The organism is Arthrobacter sp. K410C (assembly GCF_059090105.1).
In genome coordinates, this window is the sequence record NZ_JBNHFJ010000017.1 from 13,398 (window position 1) to 30,057 (window position 16,660).

At 61.1% G+C, this 16,660-nt stretch carries 17 protein-coding genes; 2 read left to right on the forward strand and 15 right to left on the reverse strand.

Annotation, left to right across the window (positions count from 1 at the left end):
• The first annotated feature begins 19 nt into the window (after positions 1 to 19).
• Positions 20 to 673: an IclR family transcriptional regulator gene (locus AC5RU7_RS17895; protein ID WP_494053358.1), complete on the forward strand. Its 654-nt coding sequence runs from the start codon at positions 20 to 22 to the stop codon at positions 671 to 673.
• A 778-nt stretch (positions 674 to 1,451) separates the two neighbouring features.
• Here the strand turns inward: AC5RU7_RS17895 and AC5RU7_RS17900 are convergent.
• The 14 genes from AC5RU7_RS17900 to AC5RU7_RS17965 form a co-directional block, all read right to left on the reverse strand.
• Positions 1,452 to 1,805 (reverse strand): hypothetical protein, encoded by a 354-nt coding sequence (locus AC5RU7_RS17900; protein WP_494053359.1) that lies wholly within the window; start codon positions 1,803 to 1,805, stop codon positions 1,452 to 1,454.
• 162 nt (positions 1,806 to 1,967) lie between these two features.
• On the reverse strand, positions 1,968 to 2,438 hold the full coding sequence (locus AC5RU7_RS17905; protein ID WP_494053360.1) for a glycerate kinase: 471 nt from the start codon (positions 2,436 to 2,438) through the stop codon (positions 1,968 to 1,970).
• Entirely contained in the window at positions 2,383 to 3,321 is a 939-nt protein-coding gene (locus tag AC5RU7_RS17910; RefSeq protein WP_494053361.1) for a ribokinase, read from the reverse strand. Before AC5RU7_RS17910 ends, AC5RU7_RS17905 begins: the two co-directional genes overlap by 56 nt.
• 39 nt (positions 3,322 to 3,360) lie before the next feature.
• Positions 3,361 to 4,128, reverse strand: a complete 768-nt coding sequence (locus tag AC5RU7_RS17915; RefSeq protein WP_494053362.1) for an SDR family NAD(P)-dependent oxidoreductase — start codon at positions 4,126 to 4,128, stop codon at positions 3,361 to 3,363.
• Positions 4,129 to 4,144: 16 nt separating this feature from the next.
• The gene (locus AC5RU7_RS17920) at positions 4,145 to 5,272 is read right to left on the reverse strand and encodes a M24 family metallopeptidase (RefSeq protein ID WP_494053363.1); all 1,128 of its coding nucleotides are present in this window, start codon (positions 5,270 to 5,272) and stop codon (positions 4,145 to 4,147) included.
• Positions 5,266 to 6,195: a polysaccharide deacetylase family protein gene (locus AC5RU7_RS17925; protein WP_494053364.1), complete on the reverse strand. Its 930-nt coding sequence runs from the start codon at positions 6,193 to 6,195 to the stop codon at positions 5,266 to 5,268. Before AC5RU7_RS17925 ends, AC5RU7_RS17920 begins: the two co-directional genes overlap by 7 nt.
• Positions 6,195 to 6,980, reverse strand: coding sequence for an SDR family NAD(P)-dependent oxidoreductase (locus AC5RU7_RS17930; RefSeq protein WP_494053365.1), 786 nt, complete (start codon positions 6,978 to 6,980; stop codon positions 6,195 to 6,197). The genes AC5RU7_RS17925 and AC5RU7_RS17930 overlap by 1 nt, the downstream gene beginning before the upstream one ends.
• A gap of 80 nt (positions 6,981 to 7,060) precedes the next feature.
• Positions 7,061 to 8,011 carry a nucleoside hydrolase gene (locus AC5RU7_RS17935; RefSeq protein WP_494053366.1) on the reverse strand — a complete coding sequence of 317 codons (951 nt, stop codon included), beginning with the start codon at positions 8,009 to 8,011 and terminating at the stop codon, positions 7,061 to 7,063.
• Positions 8,012 to 8,046: 35 nt separating this feature from the next.
• Positions 8,047 to 8,976, reverse strand: a complete 930-nt coding sequence (locus tag AC5RU7_RS17940) for a carbohydrate ABC transporter permease (protein ID WP_493956111.1) — start codon at positions 8,974 to 8,976, stop codon at positions 8,047 to 8,049.
• 1 nt (position 8,977) lies between these two features.
• Positions 8,978 to 9,898 carry a carbohydrate ABC transporter permease gene (locus tag AC5RU7_RS17945; protein WP_493956112.1) on the reverse strand — a complete coding sequence of 307 codons (921 nt, stop codon included), beginning with the start codon at positions 9,896 to 9,898 and terminating at the stop codon, positions 8,978 to 8,980.
• An 11-nt stretch (positions 9,899 to 9,909) separates the two neighbouring features.
• Positions 9,910 to 11,070: an extracellular solute-binding protein gene (locus AC5RU7_RS17950; RefSeq protein ID WP_494053367.1), complete on the reverse strand. Its 1,161-nt coding sequence runs from the start codon at positions 11,068 to 11,070 to the stop codon at positions 9,910 to 9,912.
• 263 nt (positions 11,071 to 11,333) lie between these two features.
• Entirely contained in the window at positions 11,334 to 12,290 is a 957-nt protein-coding gene (locus AC5RU7_RS17955) for a nucleoside hydrolase (RefSeq protein ID WP_494053368.1), read from the reverse strand.
• The gene (locus AC5RU7_RS17960; protein WP_494053369.1) at positions 12,287 to 13,765 is read right to left on the reverse strand and encodes an amidohydrolase family protein; all 1,479 of its coding nucleotides are present in this window, start codon (positions 13,763 to 13,765) and stop codon (positions 12,287 to 12,289) included. The genes AC5RU7_RS17955 and AC5RU7_RS17960 overlap by 4 nt, the downstream gene beginning before the upstream one ends.
• Positions 13,758 to 14,477, reverse strand: a complete 720-nt coding sequence (locus AC5RU7_RS17965) for a FadR/GntR family transcriptional regulator (protein ID WP_494053370.1) — start codon at positions 14,475 to 14,477, stop codon at positions 13,758 to 13,760. Before AC5RU7_RS17965 ends, AC5RU7_RS17960 begins: the two co-directional genes overlap by 8 nt.
• A gap of 90 nt (positions 14,478 to 14,567) precedes the next feature.
• On the opposite strand from AC5RU7_RS17965, the gene AC5RU7_RS17970 reads away from it, so the two are divergent.
• Positions 14,568 to 15,521: an NAD(P)-dependent oxidoreductase gene (locus tag AC5RU7_RS17970; RefSeq protein WP_494053371.1), complete on the forward strand. Its 954-nt coding sequence runs from the start codon at positions 14,568 to 14,570 to the stop codon at positions 15,519 to 15,521.
• 845 nt (positions 15,522 to 16,366) lie between these two features.
• On the opposite strand, the gene AC5RU7_RS17975 is transcribed toward AC5RU7_RS17970, so the two are convergent.
• Entirely contained in the window at positions 16,367 to 16,621 is a 255-nt protein-coding gene (locus tag AC5RU7_RS17975) for a hypothetical protein (protein ID WP_494053372.1), read from the reverse strand.
• Positions 16,622 to 16,660 lie beyond the last annotated feature (39 nt).

The window sequence follows — 16,660 nt, forward strand, 5'->3', positions numbered from 1 at the left end:
GGCGTCATAGGCTTCTCATATGCCATCTCCTGAAACCAACGGAAGCAACCGCACACTCGAGCGCGCCGCATCCATCCTTGATGCCGTAGGTCGGTCGGCCGTTTCAGCCAGTGAGCTGTCACGGCAGACCGGCCTTTCGGTGTCCACGGCGCACCGACTGGCACTGCAACTGGCTGACTACGGGTTCCTCCGTCGCACCGATACCGGCACCTTCCGGCTGGGCGACCGGTTCGTCCGCTCAGCGCTGGAAAACGCCGGCATGCCAGTCCTCCGCGAACTGCGGGACCGGACCGGCGAAACTGCGCAACTGTGGGTGCGACGGGGAGATGAGCGCGTGTGCCTGCTCAGCGCCGACAGCCAGCACGAACTCCGCGCGATCATGCCTCCAGGCTCAAGGCTGTCCCTCCCCCAAGGATCCAGCGGCAGACTGCTGGCAGCTGAGGATGACGCCCTTGCCGAGTTGGCTGCAGTTGGCTGGATTGAGTCAGTCGGTATTCGAACACCAGGACTGGGATCGGTAAGCGCCCCGGTACAAAGCGACGAGGGAATCGTCGCCGCGGTCTGCCTTGCCATGCCATTGGCCCGCGTCATCGCATCTCCCGGCAAGGACCATGGTGACAAAGTCGTTCAAGCAGCACAGAGGATTGCACAGGCTCTCCAGCAAAGGATCTAATGGGCAGTCCCGGCGAGGACAGATTTCGGCAAGACCGCCCACGTGCCGTACGAGGGCGGAAACCCGTCGAAGAGTGCTTGTCTTCAGTTATTGAGCAGGCATTTTGGGGCCAGCAGGGATAGCTGCTGTCAGGCCCGCAACAAAACCTGCTGCTATTCCTAAAGTTCCAAAGTGTCAAGCTTTGTACACACTAAACGACGAAAAAGCCTTTGACCTGCGGAAACACTGTGCCCGAGGTGGGACTCGAACTACCTTCAACCCTTACAAACACTGGGAACCCGCGAAAACACGCTGAATCCGAAGCGGTTCGAGGGCTGTCCGAGCCGGTACGGGGCCGAGAGTGTGGACAAAGTACACAGTCTTTTTTGACCGTCGTCGGCGAAGGGTGTTGGATCGGGCGCTCGGGGCGAGGGCACCCTACGCAGCCGGACCAGGCGGGCGTATCTGGTGCTGCTGAAGGAGCAAGGGTAAGCCCGCACTCTCCAGAGCAGCTGCTGCTGCCGCCGGCGAAGCGATTCCGACGTTCCGCCCTACGCAACGGAGCAGGGCTATCAAACCGCGGACTCATCCCCCGCTGCCTGTCTTCGCCGCGTAGGCCGTCGCCTGGTCACGCACCTGCCGGATATAGGCATCGGACTGGTTGTAGGCGAGATCGCGTCGGTCCACCCGTCCGCCGTTGTGAGGTCACGGCCGCCGGCACACAGATAGGTCGCCGCACTAAGAGCGGCATCATCGATAGTGAACGGATCCGCCGTTCCATCCCCGTTCCCGTCCCGCCCTACGAGCTGCCATGTGGAAGGAATGAACTGCATCGGTCCCAGCGGATATCCCCGTCCAGCGCACCCGCGTCCGTGTCGGCGATAACGGCGAATCCGGCACCGTCCAGAACCGGGCCCACCACCGGGCGGCTCACCTGCCCGGCGGCTGTCAGGCTGCCGCCGCCGTATGTTTCGACGAAACCAACAGCCGCCACAGTGTTCCAACCGATCCCGCACGTAGGAGCAGCAGCATTCACGGTCACAGCCGCGGCAACATACGCCCGCAACGCACGCTCAGGGATACCGGTCTGCCCTGCAGCCCGGATAACCCAATCGGCATCCGGGTTTCTGCTGACGTTCACGGCAGTGGTCATGCCTGAGGACAGCATTTCGACCTCAGCCTCCGCTCGCGGCGGTGGAGCAAAGGCCCGACTGCCGTCGACGGAGGTTTGCCCGAGCAGCCAGAACAAGGAAGCAGTGGTGACACACACCGCAAACAGGACAAGGACCACGAGGCGTCTGAGACGAAGCACCGACTAATCAAACCACCCAAAGCCCTCCACCGTTGACACCGGGCCTAGCCGGTGCTTTGGGCATCGAGGGGACTCAGGCGCTCCAGAAGGGTAATGCCGCTGGTTGATGCCAGCTCCACGACCCCTCTGCTTCCCCGCGAGCCGAAGGCCGGCAGCAGGTAAGCCATTCAGCTTCATTGGCTGCCCGCCGGGACCTACGACGCGGATCGCACGCCGGTCCGCAGACGGATATACCGACTTCAGCGCGTCGATCGTGCCTTCGCCGCCCTCGGCCATGGGTGCCAACTGGATGTGGTCCTGTCCGCGCACAGAGGACCAGCCGAGGGCAGTATTGCGGGCAACAGCCTCCGCAGTAGCTGAACCTTGAAGGAATCCGGAGCGATAAGAATCCGCGCCGGCCGTGACGTTGTATGCGGGCTCATTGTTGTAGGCTCGCTGCCGAGAGAAGGATTTGGAGGTCATTGCGCCTTCCATAGGAGGCCTGAGCGCCCCGGTTTTGGGCAGCCCATGCTCCTGCCAGGGCACCGGTTCTGGCTGCCTCAACCAGGGTGTGTCCGGCCGCCAACTCGGCAGCGACAGCGCCCATGAAGGCGTCTCCGCATCCTGTGGTGTCAACGGTAGTGACCTGGACGGCGTCGATGCAGGTCACGGTGGGTGCCTGACACCCGGGTTCAAAGACCACGGCTCCTGTCTTGCCTCGGGTCACGATTGCGCACCTCGGTCCTAGGTCCAGGACTCTGCGGGCGTAGTAGTCCCACCCTCGGCTCAGGTCCTGCTCTCCTAGCAGCGCGAGCATCTCGCCTTCATTGATGATCAGCACCTCAACGTTCCCAAGGAGCTGGGCCGGGAGTACTTGCATCGGCGAAGCGTTAAGAAGGACCTGTGCGCCGGCGGACGCGGCGCGTTCCGCGACGGAAATAACTGTTGGAAGGGGCACTTCAAGTGCCATCACAACGATGGGGGCGCCTTCGAGGTCCACGTCAGGGAGGTCCTCAGGTGCGAGGGTGGCGTTGGCGCCAGGGGAAACGATGATGGTGTTTTCGCCGTCTTGGTTCACCGCGATCATCGCTGCGCCGGTGCTTTTGTCCGGGCTTCGTCTGACCCGGGAGGTGTCGACGCCTTTTGCCGCGGCCTCAATAATGAGCCGGTCACCCAGTTCGTCCGCACCCACGACACCGACCAGGCTCACGTCCGCTCCCAGCAGCGCAGCCGCCGCTGCCTGATTAGAGGATTTGCCGCCGGGTTCTGTCCTGAGGTCGGTCCCCAAGACGGTTTCGCCGGGGGAAGGGAACCCCCCGACTGTGGTCGTAAGGTCTGCATTCATCGACCCCAGTACCAGTACTCTCACGTCGGGCATCTGTCTTGCGCCTTTCTGTCGTAAACCGCGATAAACCAATCAGGAAACCGGCATAAAGACAGTTAGCCCGCCATCGACGACCAGGTGCTGCCCGGTTACGTAGCTGGCTTCATCGCTGCTGAAGAACCTCACAGCATGGGCAATTTCCTCAGGGCGCCCCACCCGTCCGACCGGGATTTTCGTTCCTGCCGTTGCAAGGCCTTCGCGACCGAATGAATTCGTGCTGTCCTGGGTCTGAGCCGTGTCGATAACCCCTGGAATGATGGAGTTGACTCGGATTCCACGGGGAGCCAGCTCCACCGCGAGGGCCTTGCAGAGGCCCAGGACTCCTGCTTTGGCCGCCGTGTAGTGGGCGTGGTCGGCCCACCCGTAGACGCCTCCGGAGATGGAAGAAATGCCCACCAGGGCGCCGCCGTGGTCCATGCGGGAGGCAGCGCTGCGGAAGAGGCGCATGACCCCACCCAGGTCGACCGACATCAGGTCGTTCCACGCCTCGTCGGTGAGTTCGTCCAGCGGGTGCAACCGGACGATTCCTGCGTTGGCGACTGCTATGTCAAGGCGCCCCCATTCGTCGACCGCGCGCTGTGCGAACCTATCCACCTCGTTGGCGCTGCGTACGTCGAGTTCGTGGACGACGCCTTCTCCCCCGGCTTCTTTAACAAGGTTGAGGGTCTCGTAGGGGTCATGGGGATCGCCGGGAAACGAGCCGATGACGGATCGGATCCCAGCCCTCGCAAAAGCCACTGCGGTGGCACGGCCGATGCCGCTGGCGGCACCTGTGATAACCGCGGTCTTGAAATCTGTCATGGTTCCTTCTTGGTGGTTACTGGTGTGAGCGGCTGATCCGCCGCAGTGTTGTGGGGTAATGGGATAAGGGGACCCCGCCGGTTTCACCGACGACGTAGGTGTTGGCGACCCCTGCTGACTCCTGCCCGCCCTCACTTACGAGGCTCGGGTGCAAGGCGATGGCCTCGCCGTCGAGCAGTGTCCACGCGGATCCGTTGGTGATGGGTAGGGGTATCTCATCCAGGCCAATGCAGTGTCCGAATCCGATAGTGTGACGCCCCTGCGTGCCCAGGAATCCCGCGACGGCGCTGGCCTGGTGTCCGTCACGGAGGTAGCTGGCGGCACCGTCAAGTGCTTTCACGGTCTGGTCGGCGAGCATGAGGCGCTGGGTGCTCACGTCGCCCAGGGCGAACAATGCACCGAGTTCGACCCAGTGCCCGTCGGCCGCGGCGGTTTCGATGAAAACAGTGACCAGGTCCCCGTCCAAGATTGGCCTCTCGCCGGGGTGCTGGCCATGAAACTCGTTCGCAGCGACATGGATGATGTCAAAAAGTGAGCCGTGGGAACGCAGATACTGCGCGATGGCACCCGCGACGTCTGCTTCGGTGCCGTCGCTCCGCAGCCGGTGTGCAGCGGCTTCCATTGCGCCCTCGGCCCTGGCCATGGAGCGGCGGAGCTGTTCTGTTTTGATCGTCTCCGGTTGCCTGCGCAGTGATTCCATGATCCCGAAGGCGTCAATGACCCGGGCACCCGGTTCCATGGCTGCAAGGATCCCGGTGTGGTCTTTGTGGGCCAGGCCATTCTCATCGGAGGCGGCCAGACCGACGGTCCCTGGGCCCGCGGCTGCCGCAATTTCTGTGTACAACGTTGCCTTGGGGCTGTTGCCCGGGGCGCGGACGACAACTCCGGGTGCCAGAGACTGGTCCATGAGGACGTAGCGGGCAACCTGAACCGAAGAGGCGATGACCTCTGGCGCCCGGCTCCGGGCAATGACAACGAACAATCCCTTGTTGTTGGGGATGTGTCCGGTGAGGTGTGCGATGTTGCCGTAGTGGGCGGTCTGTCCTCGGCCGTGGATGACCAGTGCGTCCAGCCCTTCGCTCTCGAGCGTTTCCCACATCGAGCGCCAGCGCGACTGGTATGGAACCTGTCCGCCGGTCAGCAAGACGCTCGCAGGCTATCGATGCGCGGGAAGTCCTGGTGGTGTGTGGACCACCAGTCCGCGATGTCGTTTCGCCGGGCGAACCATACGCCGCCCTTTTGCTGGGCGTAGGTGATGAACTGGCGCAAAGCCGACGTGCGGGCGGCTTGGCCGACCAGCCGTGGGTGCAGTCCTATGGACATCATCTTGGGGAACCCGCGTTCACCTTCGAGCCACAATTCGTCGAAAGCCCGTTGGATGTAGTCGAGGAACTCCGAGGGGTTTTTGGACCCCTGGGAGTCGTTGTAGGTCTGGGAATACGGTACGACAAGGTGTTCCTTGCCGTTGACCGTGGTGAAGTACGGAAGGTCGTCGTTGTAGGCGTCGCAGTCGAAGGCGAAGCCTCCTTCTTCGACGACAAGCTCCCGGGTGTTCACCGACGGCCCGTACCGGCAGTACCAGCCTGTGGGCCGGCTGCCCCATGTCTTTTCGAAGGATTCCACGGCCAGGCGTATGTGCTCGCGTTCCTCATCCCGGCTTAGGCGCCAATGTTCCTCCCACCGCCAGCCGTGTGAGACGAGGTCATGCCCTGCTCGGCTGGCGTAAGCGGCGACGGCGGGATTCTTTTCAAAGGCCACCGCGCAGCCGAAGAAAGTGGCCGGCACGTGAAGCTCATCGAAGAGCCTCAGGAGCCGCCAAATGCCGGCCCTGCTCCCGTACTCGTACATCGATTCCTGCGCCAGGTCGCGCACGTGTGCCGGAAAACGGTAGCCGGAGTCGCCCAGCACGTCGTTTTCACCGTCTCCTGCAGCGTAGGAGTACTCGGAGCCTTCCTCGTAGTTCACTACGATGTTGACTGCGATGCTTGCATTGTCCGGCCAGGTGACTTTTGGGATGTGTGCCCCGTAGCCCACAAGGTCACGCTGGGGTCCTGTAGGCGTTGTCATCAGTACGCCATCCATCCGCCGTCAACCAGCAGGTTATGTCCCGAGATGTAGCTGCAGTCGTCTGATGCCAGGAACAGGGCCGCCCCCGCGACGTCCTCAGCCCGGCCCAGCCTTGGGAAGGGCGTGCGGGACCGGGAGTACTCGAGGACCGGGTCGGTCATATCGACCTCGCCGGGATGGGTGCCGGTGATGATCCGTCCCGGGGCGATACCATTGACGATGATTCCATGTTTGGCGTAGTCGACGGCGAGCTGTCGGGTCATTTGGATCATTCCGCCTTTGCTGACGGCATAGGCGAAGAAATCAGGGGGGCCGACGAGACCGTGCTGTGAGGCCACGTTGATGACCCGGCCGCGGACTTCACCGATGGGTTCCTGATCAATCATTTGGCCGATACCACGTTTGCAGCTGAGAAACTGACCCCGAAGGTTCACGTCCATCAAGCGGTCCCAGTCTTCTTCGCTCGTTTTGAGCACCGAGGATGAAAACACCAGGCCTGCGTTGTTGACGAGGATGTCCAGACGCCCGAACTCGTCGACAGCCCGAGATACCAGTCCGTCGATGTCTTCGGCCTTTGAGACGTCGGTTTGGTGGAAAACTGCGGTTCCGTGATCGGCGTTGATCAGGTCGGCTGTGGGCGTCTCGTCGTCGCCGCTCCAAATCGGATCTTCCCGGATGTCGCTGACAACAACTTTCGCACCTTCACGGGCGAAGCGGACGGCAATTGCCCGGCCGATTCCGGACGATCCTCCGGTGACGATAGCTGTGCGGCCTGCGAGGCGCATGCGGTCTTGCCTTTCTGTAGGTGAGCAAAAGGGTGCCGTCCCGGCCTACCGAGGCGCAGGCCGGGACGGAGTTGTGTCGGCTAGCTGACTTGCTTGATGGCGTCGATGATGAGGTCCCAGAAAGCGTCGAAGTCCAAAGTGGTGGCTGCGAGGTTGTTGAAGGGCAGGCCGTAGGCTCCGAGAAAGTCGGTAACGGTTTCGCCGTAGGTCCATTTACCCTGTGTTTCGACGGCGATGAAGGCTTCCTTCACGCCGACAACGGAGGGGTTGATGACGCGGGCGACTGCGCAGGCATCGTGGATTGGCGGGTAGGGCATCTTCCACACGGAATCGTAGTTTGCGCCGAAGAAGTCGAGCCATTCGACCACTACCTGGGAAATGGGTGTTCCGATCGCGCGAATCCGTTCCTTCACCTCAGGGGTGGCAACTGCCTGGTGGGTGAGATCGAGGCCGACCATCGTTACCTGCCACTTAGCTGCGAAAACGGCTGCGGCAGCTTCCGGGTCGGCGAGGATGTTGAACTCGGCCGCAGGCGTGGCGTTCCCCTGGGTGTAGGCCCCGCCCATGAGGACGACCTCCTTTACGCGGTCCACTATTTTCGGTTCCAGCCGCATGGCCAACGCAATGTTGGTCACAGGACCGGTGGGAACGAGCGTGTACTCGTCCTGCTCCCCTGCCATGACAAGGTCCACGATGAGCTGTGCGGCATGGCGAGGATCGAGCTCCATCGCGGGTTCCGGCAGCTCCGGGCCGTCCAGCCCGGAGACACCGTGGACGGATCCGGCGATCACTTCGCCGTCGGTGATCTGTTCACGCACCAGGGGGAATTCCGCGCCGGCGGCGATCGGGATGTTGATCGCACCGACGAGCGTGGCAACACGCTGTGCGTTGTAGGTTGTCTTTGCCAGGACCTGGTTGCCGGCGACAGAAGTGATGGCGGCCAGTTCAATATCAGGATTTCCCTGCGCGAGCAGGATGGCTATCGCGTCATCGTGTCCGGGGTCAACGTCGAGAATGATCTTCTTAGGCACTTAATTACTCTCCTTAGGAGTTTGTTGGATCGGCTTTACTTCAGTCCGGATCGGGCGAGCCCGGGGATGAAGAGTCGTTGAAGGAAAATGAAGAGGATTAGCAGGGGGATGGTGGCCACGGAGGCGCCCGCGAATGTCAGGCCCCAGTTTGGCAGCGCCCCGGGGGACACTGACTGCGCGACGGCGACCTGCACAAGTGTGTTTTCAGTGCTCTGGATGGCCACGAGGGGCCAGAGGAATGCGTTCCACGAGAACAGGAAAATCATCAGTACAAACGTGACGAGGTCGACCCGGACCACGGGGAGAATGACTGACCAGAAAATCCGGAAGTGGCCTGCGCCGTCGAGTTTGGCCGCTTCGTCGAGTTCCAGGGGAACCGCTTCGAAGGACTGACGGAGCAGGAACAACCCGAACGCGCTGGCGATCCAGGGGACGCCCACGGCGAAAAGGGTGTCCTGCAGGCTCATCGCGGAGATCAGCTGGTACAGCGGAACGACGAGCGCTTCGGCCGGAAGCATGAACGTGGCAAGTATGACGGCGAACACCGCATTACGGCCCTTGAAGGCGATTCTCGTCAGCGCATAGGCCGCCAAAGTACACAGTATGAGTGAGGCCACCACCTGGAATGCTGCGACCAGGAACGAGTTCAGCAGGGCACGGCCGACGCCCCTGTCAACGAACAGTTCCTGGAGGTTCTCGAAGGTCACGGCGAGTGGGACAAACGTCTTCCAACTAAGCGGACTGATGTCCGCGAAGATGCTCGACTGGCTCTTTAGGCCTGAGACGAACATCCACTCATATGGCAGGACGAAAGCCATCAGAATTGCAATGACGACGACCGTTGTCCAGATCCGCTGCCATAGCCGGACGGGCACGCGACTACGGCCGGTCCTATCGTCGTTTCCGCGCGTGCCGTCCCCGGCTCCGGCGTCGTCCGACACGCGTTGCGGTGTCAGCTGTGTCATCTCAGTAGTCCCATCGGGTTCGGAGAAGTCTCATTTGAACGAGGCTGATGGTGATGGCGCCGACCAACAGCAGAACCGACAGTGCTGAAGCGAAGCCCGGGTCCTGTAGCGTGAAAGCCTGTTTGTAGATCTCGTAAACGAGCAGGTTGGTGGTGCCCCCCGGAGCGCCTTGGGTCATGACGTAGGCCGGAGTGAATGATTGAAGCGCAAAGACTGTCATGATGACGACCACCATTACCGTGGTTCGGGAGAGGAGCGGGATCACGATCAGAAATGTCCGCTTCAGCCCCCCTGCACCGTCGAGGACCGATGCCTCCATTACGTCACCGGGAATGGACTGAAGTCCGCCGAGGTAGAGGATGGCGGCCATGCCAACTTGCTGCCAGACACTCATGATGATGATCGATGGCAAAGCCAAAGCCTGGTCGGTTAGGAACGAGGCGGTACCAAACCCCAAAGAGTTCAGGACAGCGTTGACGAGTCCTTCGTTGGCCAGCAGGAAATTCCACAGCGTTGCGACCACAACCGATGATGTGATGACCGGGAGGAATACCGCTGTCCGAAGGATTCCCCTGCCTGGAAGGGGTTGATTAAGATACGTAGCCAGGAGGAAGCCCAGCGGGATGATCAGGACGACCATTCCTACCGCGAAGATCAGCGTGACCCCTATGGTTTGAAGAGCCGCTGGATCGCTGAAGATCCGGGCGAAATTCTCCAACCCCACGAACGTCTGCAGGTCGGGGTTGATAAGCGTGTAACTGAGAAGGCTGTTCTTGATAAGGAGTACAACAGGGACGTATTGGAATACTGCGAGGATGATGAGGAACGGGGCCAGGAAGCCGGCCGCGACGAGTAATTCTCGCCGCGACCGCTTCCTTCCAGTTCCACGGACGAGCCTCGTCCTCGTCGTCGTGGATGACATGGACGGTCTCCTTACCGGGACATCAGCGGCGACAGCTTGGTCACTGCCTGGTCGAGCTCGCCCTTGGGGTCGCCACCGTAGGCGATGTTTTTCAGCGCGTTCTCCACGATCTGGCTGTACTGGGAGAAGTGCGTAGTAGGCGGCCGCGGCTGGCCCCACTTCTCCAGCTCACTGTAGAACACACTCTGCGGGGGCTGCTGGAATTCCGGCAGTTCCTTGTAAACACTGTTCAGCGTGGGAAGGCGGCCGTTTTTCTGGTTATAGTCCTTAGCTGCCGAACCCGTGCTCACGGCAACCACGAACTTCGCGGCCGCGTCTGCCTGCTTCGATTTCGCCGAGGCCGCAACAGTGATCGCGCCGGTATGAACGATCGGGGTCTTGATGTAGGGAAGTGGCGCGACACCCCAGTCGAATGACACCTTGGCGTCCTTCAAGGGCTGGACCTGCCCCGCGTGGAACATATCGAAACAGGCTTTGCCGTCCAGGAATGCATTCGGCCGGCCGGTCTTGGAGGTGACCGCCTTGTCACCGTTATAAAGTGACTGGTAGAAGCCTGCCGCTTCAACAGCTTCGGGCGTGTTCAGCCAGCCGTCGACCTCTTTGCCATCTGGAGAAATGGCATAGAAGGTCTTGTACGCTGACGAATCCTTTGGCGCCTTAGGGTCGCCGGCGCTGCGAAGATACAGCAGGTCGCTGTAAACAGGCCCCGGAGTGCCTGAACCCAGCTGCGTCGGCGCGAGCCCGTAAATTGTTGGGCTGCCAGGGGTCCCCTGTTGGCACTTCAGCATGGCATCGCGGGCCTGCTCCCACGTCCAAGCGGTATCCAGCGTCGTGGGGACGGTGATGCCGGCCTGGTCAGTCAGGGTCTTGTTGTAGTACAGGCCGAGGGCGTCCTGCTGAACGCCCATGGTGTAAACCTTGCCCTCGTAGCTGCCCTCTGTGAGGGTCGCCGGCAAGACGTCGTCTTTCCACCCCTCAGGCAGGTGACTATCAAGGGGAAGCAGTACGCCTTTGGAGGCATAGTTCGCGGTCTCCGGCATGTCATATCCGTAGATGTCCGGTGCGTTGGCCGAGGAACTGAGGACACTGACCTTGTCAGCGTACTGTCCGAAAGGCACATCGGTGACATCGAAGGTGACGCACCCGTTGGTCTTGGTCGTGTAGTCGGCCATCTGGGCATCCGTTGGCACGTTGGTCGTGGACCGCAGAACCTTAAGCTTGGCTGACCCGTCGGGGCAGTTGGCGCTGGTGGCCGGGGAACTCGGTGAACAGGCAACCACGGATGAGGCCAAAGCCCCAATGGCAAGTGTTGTAAGAATCAGACGGCTTGTCCGTCGTCGTGATGTAATGTTGGCGTACAAAGTAACTCCTCGTTTCTGGCGTGGGAGGGTGTTCGTTTCCTAGGCATTCACCCTCCGCGTTAGGGACTAGCTACCTATCTCCCTTCGCTCAATGCCTCGAAAAGAAGCTTGTTGAACAGGTCCGCGTCCGCGCCCAACGCCACAAATGCGTTGGGCTTTTTGCGGGTGCGTGAGGCGACATCGACAAACGTTTTGCCAAAAGCCAGCGGGCTGACCGTGTCAACGGCGACGTGGTAGGCCGCCAGGTCGACCACGGTCGGGTCTAAGAGGTACGCGATGCAGAGGGCATCATGCACGGGAGCCGAATCCGGTTCATCCTGTGGCTGGGTTTCGTTATAGCCATGGATTCGCTGCTCGACGATGTCTGCAGCCACACCCGCGGCCGGAGTGCCAATGGCACGCAGGGCGGCGGTGTGACGCAAGGACATGTTGGCTTTATGGGTCGCATCGAGGGGCACCAGCACGACTCGTTCGAAGCCTGCCTGCAGGACGACGTCTGCTGCGACCGGGTCATGCCAGATGTTTGCTTCGGCTGAAGCCGTGACGTTTCCCAAGGCATGCCCACCGCCCATGATGACGACCTCGTCGATCGCCTGAACGATCCGAGGGTCCAGAGTGATAGCTGCTGCGATGTTCGTCAATGGTGCTACTGGCACCAAAGTGATCTGCTCCGTGGTTGCCCGCAGAGTTTCCACCAGCCATTCCACTGCCGGCTGCTGAGATGCCTGTCGGAAGGTGGGCGGCGCCGGGAAATCATGAGGATGAATAACTTCCCGCTCGCTGTCAACGTGGTCTTCGAATAGGAACGGGATGGGTGCGTAGGGCTTACCGAGCCCCCGGTACACCGGAATGTCCTGACGACCGATCAGGTCGAGAGTCCGCAGTGTGTTCTCGGTGGTGGTGTCAACATCGTGGTTACCCCACACGGTGGTGCAGGCGATCAAATCCAGTGGCCGGGACTGGGCCGCCAACATGATCGCGATTGCGTCGTCGGTTCCCGTGTCGACGTCGAGAATCACTTTTCGGGTCATGCCAGGAGCTCCTCTTTGTTGGATCCGGTAATCATGGTCTGTGTTCCGCCGACCTCGGGTGCCGCCAGGAGCGGGACGGCGGCGAGCTGGGCTTTTGAGAAGAGGTGACGTCCAACGGGCCCTGGATCGTGGAACCCGTCGTCGTCAATAACGACGCGTCCTGCGCTGATCACCGCCGTGGGCCAGCCGGTGAACTCCGTGCCCTCGTACGGCGAATAATCAGAGTTCATATGGTGCGTCTTTGCGCTGATTACCTTCGTCATCGTGGGGTCGAAAATGACCACGTCCGCATCCGCGCCCGGGCCTATCCAGCCCTTGGACCTGAGGCCATTGAGGACGGCGGGATTTGTTGAAGACATCGCCACGAAGTTTTCAACACTCATTCCACCGCGGATGACGAGCGTGTCAAAGGACACCGTCATGCGGTTTTCGACACCAGGGAGACCGTTGGGCATTGAGGTCACGTCGTGGGAGTATTTTTCTTTCTGTGCGCTGGAGTAGCAGCAGTGATCAGAACCCAGGGTGTGGACCATGCCCCTGATCGCCCGGTCCCTCAGTCCAGTCATGGCGGCAGCGGAGCGGATTGGCGGGCAGCAAACGAAAAGTTCGGGTCGCCCGCTTTCATAGACGCTGTCGTCCAAAGTGATGTAGTGCGGGCAGGTCTCGGAGTAGGCGCGGATGCCCCTGGACCTGGCATCTGCAACCAAATCCACGACATCGGGCGTCGTCTGGTGCACGAAGTAGACCGCCGATCCAGTGCTTGCCGCGATCCCCAGGGCGCGGGAGACAGCAGCTGCTTCAGCTGCTTCGGGCCGCGTCAGCCCGTGGTGCCGGGAGTCGCCGCGCCCATGCTCCCGCTCATAGTTTTGCGCCTGCTCGACCAGGTGATTCTCCTCGGCGTGAATAATTGCTACGCCACCGAGACCGGCAAGGACTTCCATGACTCTTTCGATGGTGTCGAATCCGGCCATCACCCCGTCACGATATGTTGTGAACATCTTGACCGTGAGGACTCCGAGTTCAGCCAAGGACAGGAGTTGATCGCGCGTGGTGTTGTCCCAGGCGACAACACCACCGTGCAGGGCCAGGTCTGTGCGGGTATCCTGCGCAGCCTTGCGCTTCTCGTACACAGCCTGAAGCGGGCTTTGGCCCGGTTCCGGAATGGCGAAATCAATGATGGTGGTGGTACCGCCCCACAGAGCGGCAATGCTTGCCTGAGCGTGACTGTCCAGCATGGAGAATTCACCGAGCACCTGCCCGACGTGGCAGTGCGGATCGACCCCTCCGGGCAGAACCAGCTGACCTGTCGCGTCGATCTGTCGCTTATGTGGGGGCAACGGCGCGTCCACGTCGAGGATCCCTGCGATGCGCCCGTCTTTGATCAGGACGGTGCCCTCGGTGGATCCGGTGGCGTTGACGACAAGGCCGCCGGTAACAACAAGGTCATAGGGCGTAGGGATCGTTTGGTCAGGCACGAGTGCCGCCTCCGTTCATGAAAATGGCACGGTCCAGATGCCCAAGATGGTTTCGCATCGCCTCGGCTGCGGATAATGGATCGCCGCCGCGGACTGCCTTGAGGACGGCACGGTGCTCGTCGACTTGCACCTGCCGAGACGCCGGGTCCGGCAAGCCTTGCTGATTGACGAGGACCCACAGTGGATGCGATTCGATGTTCACCAGCTGCTCGATAATCCCCGAAAGGATTGAGTTGCCGCACCCCGGGGCCAAGTCCGAGTGGAACTGAAGCCCCAAGGCCACAAATTCGGCAACCCCTGTGGAGTCCTCCACAAGTTCGGCCTGGCGATCCAGATACCGCTCCAACTTGGAAATCCGCTCAGACGTAATTCTGGTGGCCGCCAAGCTGGCTGCTACAGGCTCAATCGACAGGCGCGTCTCAATCAACTCCCGCGGTGGGACGTCAAGGGGGGAACCTTCGGGCCCGCCGACCTTCGCAGCGCGCCGTACGAATGTCCCGTCACCATGGCGAACCTCGATTGCTCCTACAAGCTCCAAGGCCAGGAACGCTTCCCGCGCGGTAGGCCGGGAAACCTGATACTTAGCGGCGATATCGGTATGGGCGGGTAGCCGCTCTCCTGCTGCGAACTCGCCATTGGTAATGGCCATCAACAGGTCTTGGGCGACATTCAAATAGCGGCGCTGCCGACCGGACTCATCTGATGTGTGCATAGTCACAAGATATACGTCTTACGAGTAAGATGCAAGAGGTAAGACTTCTAGGCAAAGTGGCCCTAGGACCAAAAGAAGAGGTGGGATGCAATGAAGGTTCTGATTCCGTCAACGGTCAGTTCAGAGTCGTTTACAGGTGAAAGGGTGGATGACTTCATCGTCTATGACGTACACGCCCCAATACCGGAAGTGCATAGGGATGCCGAGGTTCTGGTTGCGTGGCAGAACCCCCCGGCACAACTGGCAGCCGCGGCAAAACACCTCACGCGACTGCGCCTGGTGCAAGCCCTGGCCTCGGGGACGGACGCTGTCACCGCAGCCGGCTTTCCTGAGCCGGTACAAATATGTTCGGGCCGCTCCCTCCATGACGGGCCGGTGGCCGAGCACACCCTTACCCTCCTGCTGGCCTGCGTCCGGAGACTCGACCGGCTCTACCTCGCCCAGCAATCCAGGACGTGGGACAACGAGTACCTTCATGACCAGGCGAGCCCGGACAGCGCCGGCGACTACACACTCACCGGCGCAAACGTCCTCATTTGGGGATTTGGCTCCATTGCAGCGAAGCTGGCTCCCCTGCTCACATCCTTGGGAGCAAAGGTCACGGGTGTGGCAAGCACTGCCGGCAGGCGTTCAGGCTACCCCGTAATGACAGAAGATACCGCCCGGGAACTGCTGGGAAGCACAAATGTGCTCATCTCACTCGTGCCTGCCTCTGTACGAACCGACAACTTGTTTGACAACAGTGTGTTCACTGCAATGCCGCAAGGCTCGGTTTTCATCAATGCGGGACGTGGTTCAACGGTCAACGAAGCAGACCTCATATCCGCCCTCGAAAAGAAGCAGCTAAGGGCCGCCGCCATCGACGTCGCACAGAACGAACCACTGCCCTCCGCCTCACCACTATGGACGACAGAAAATCTCATCATCACGCCGCACGTCGCGGGAAACAGGCCACAAGGAGTGGCAGCACTGATCAGAAGGAACCTGGCAGCACTTCAGACCGGCAAGACGCTGGAAAACCTAGTCGGAAGAAGCAACAACTAAGTAGGTGCCGCGACCTTTTCCGCTAAGTTGCAACTCCTAAAAGCCCTTAGGCTTTGCAACGATCCTTGGAAGCCACGCCTGCGGAATGATCACCTATCGATCGTCACCGACGATCAAGTCCAGGAGCCTGAGTGCCGCACAGGTGCGGCACCCCCCACCCTGACAAGCGATACCTTGCCTGGACTGCAAAAGCGGCGGGAGTTAATTTCTGTTGCCGCCGCCCAGAGCCGGCGACAATTCTCATTAGTTATCCACCGCTACCGCTACCAGGGAGCTACCCGACGGCTCCCTATCCCAGCCGTGGATAACCTGAATTGACCCCAGCCATGGACGGCTCAGAGCGACGCCCTGTTCCGGCCGCGTTACTAACAAGCAGGGCCTAGTCGGCCCGAGGCCGGTTGACGAAATCTCCATTATCGGCGTTTCCCAAGGGCCGAAGGGGAGTCTGCAAGGGGCTGATTTTCGTCCCAATGCGGGTCTGTCAACCGGCGGCGGGACTGCCTGCGGGTCTATGTCGAGGGCTGGCGTGACGTAAACCAGGCGACGAAGAAAGGCATTTTTTTGGAGCCGGAAGCACTCAGGGCCTTCCTTACGTCCAGGACCATGCCCTTGGTGCGGCCCTAGTCCTCGTCGTCGCCGTTGTCACTGCAAGGAAAACTTGGCTGGTCAGTCAAAGCCTGTGCGAATATGCTTCGGAGATCCTCCGAGCGCCAAAGAACCGTAGGCGGCGCTGCTTGTTCCCGGGGAATCCTGCAACGCAGGATTCCGATGGCGATTGCGCCAAACACGTAGGGAGGTCCGCTCACTGAGAGGTGGGGCGCCCTTCCCTGCACGTCCGGGCACTATCAGCCGACGCCGTGCTCTCCTGCCGTCCCCAGGACCCTCAGAAGATCCCCGACAAGCGCAGCAACAACATCCTCTGGCCGGTCCTGCATGTCCCGACTTGAGGCAACGGTAACCCGGGAGTACCGGTCAGTGTCCATGGCCCCGGCGGTGCCGTAGCGCGCCAGGCTGGTCCTGAACTCTGAGCGGTGCCCGCGGAGGCGTGTGGCGCGAAGGCCAAGGGCCCAGTGTCCGTTGTATCCGGTTTTCGGCGCCATGCCGGTGATCCAGGCGATCAGGTGCCGCGCGTAGGTGAC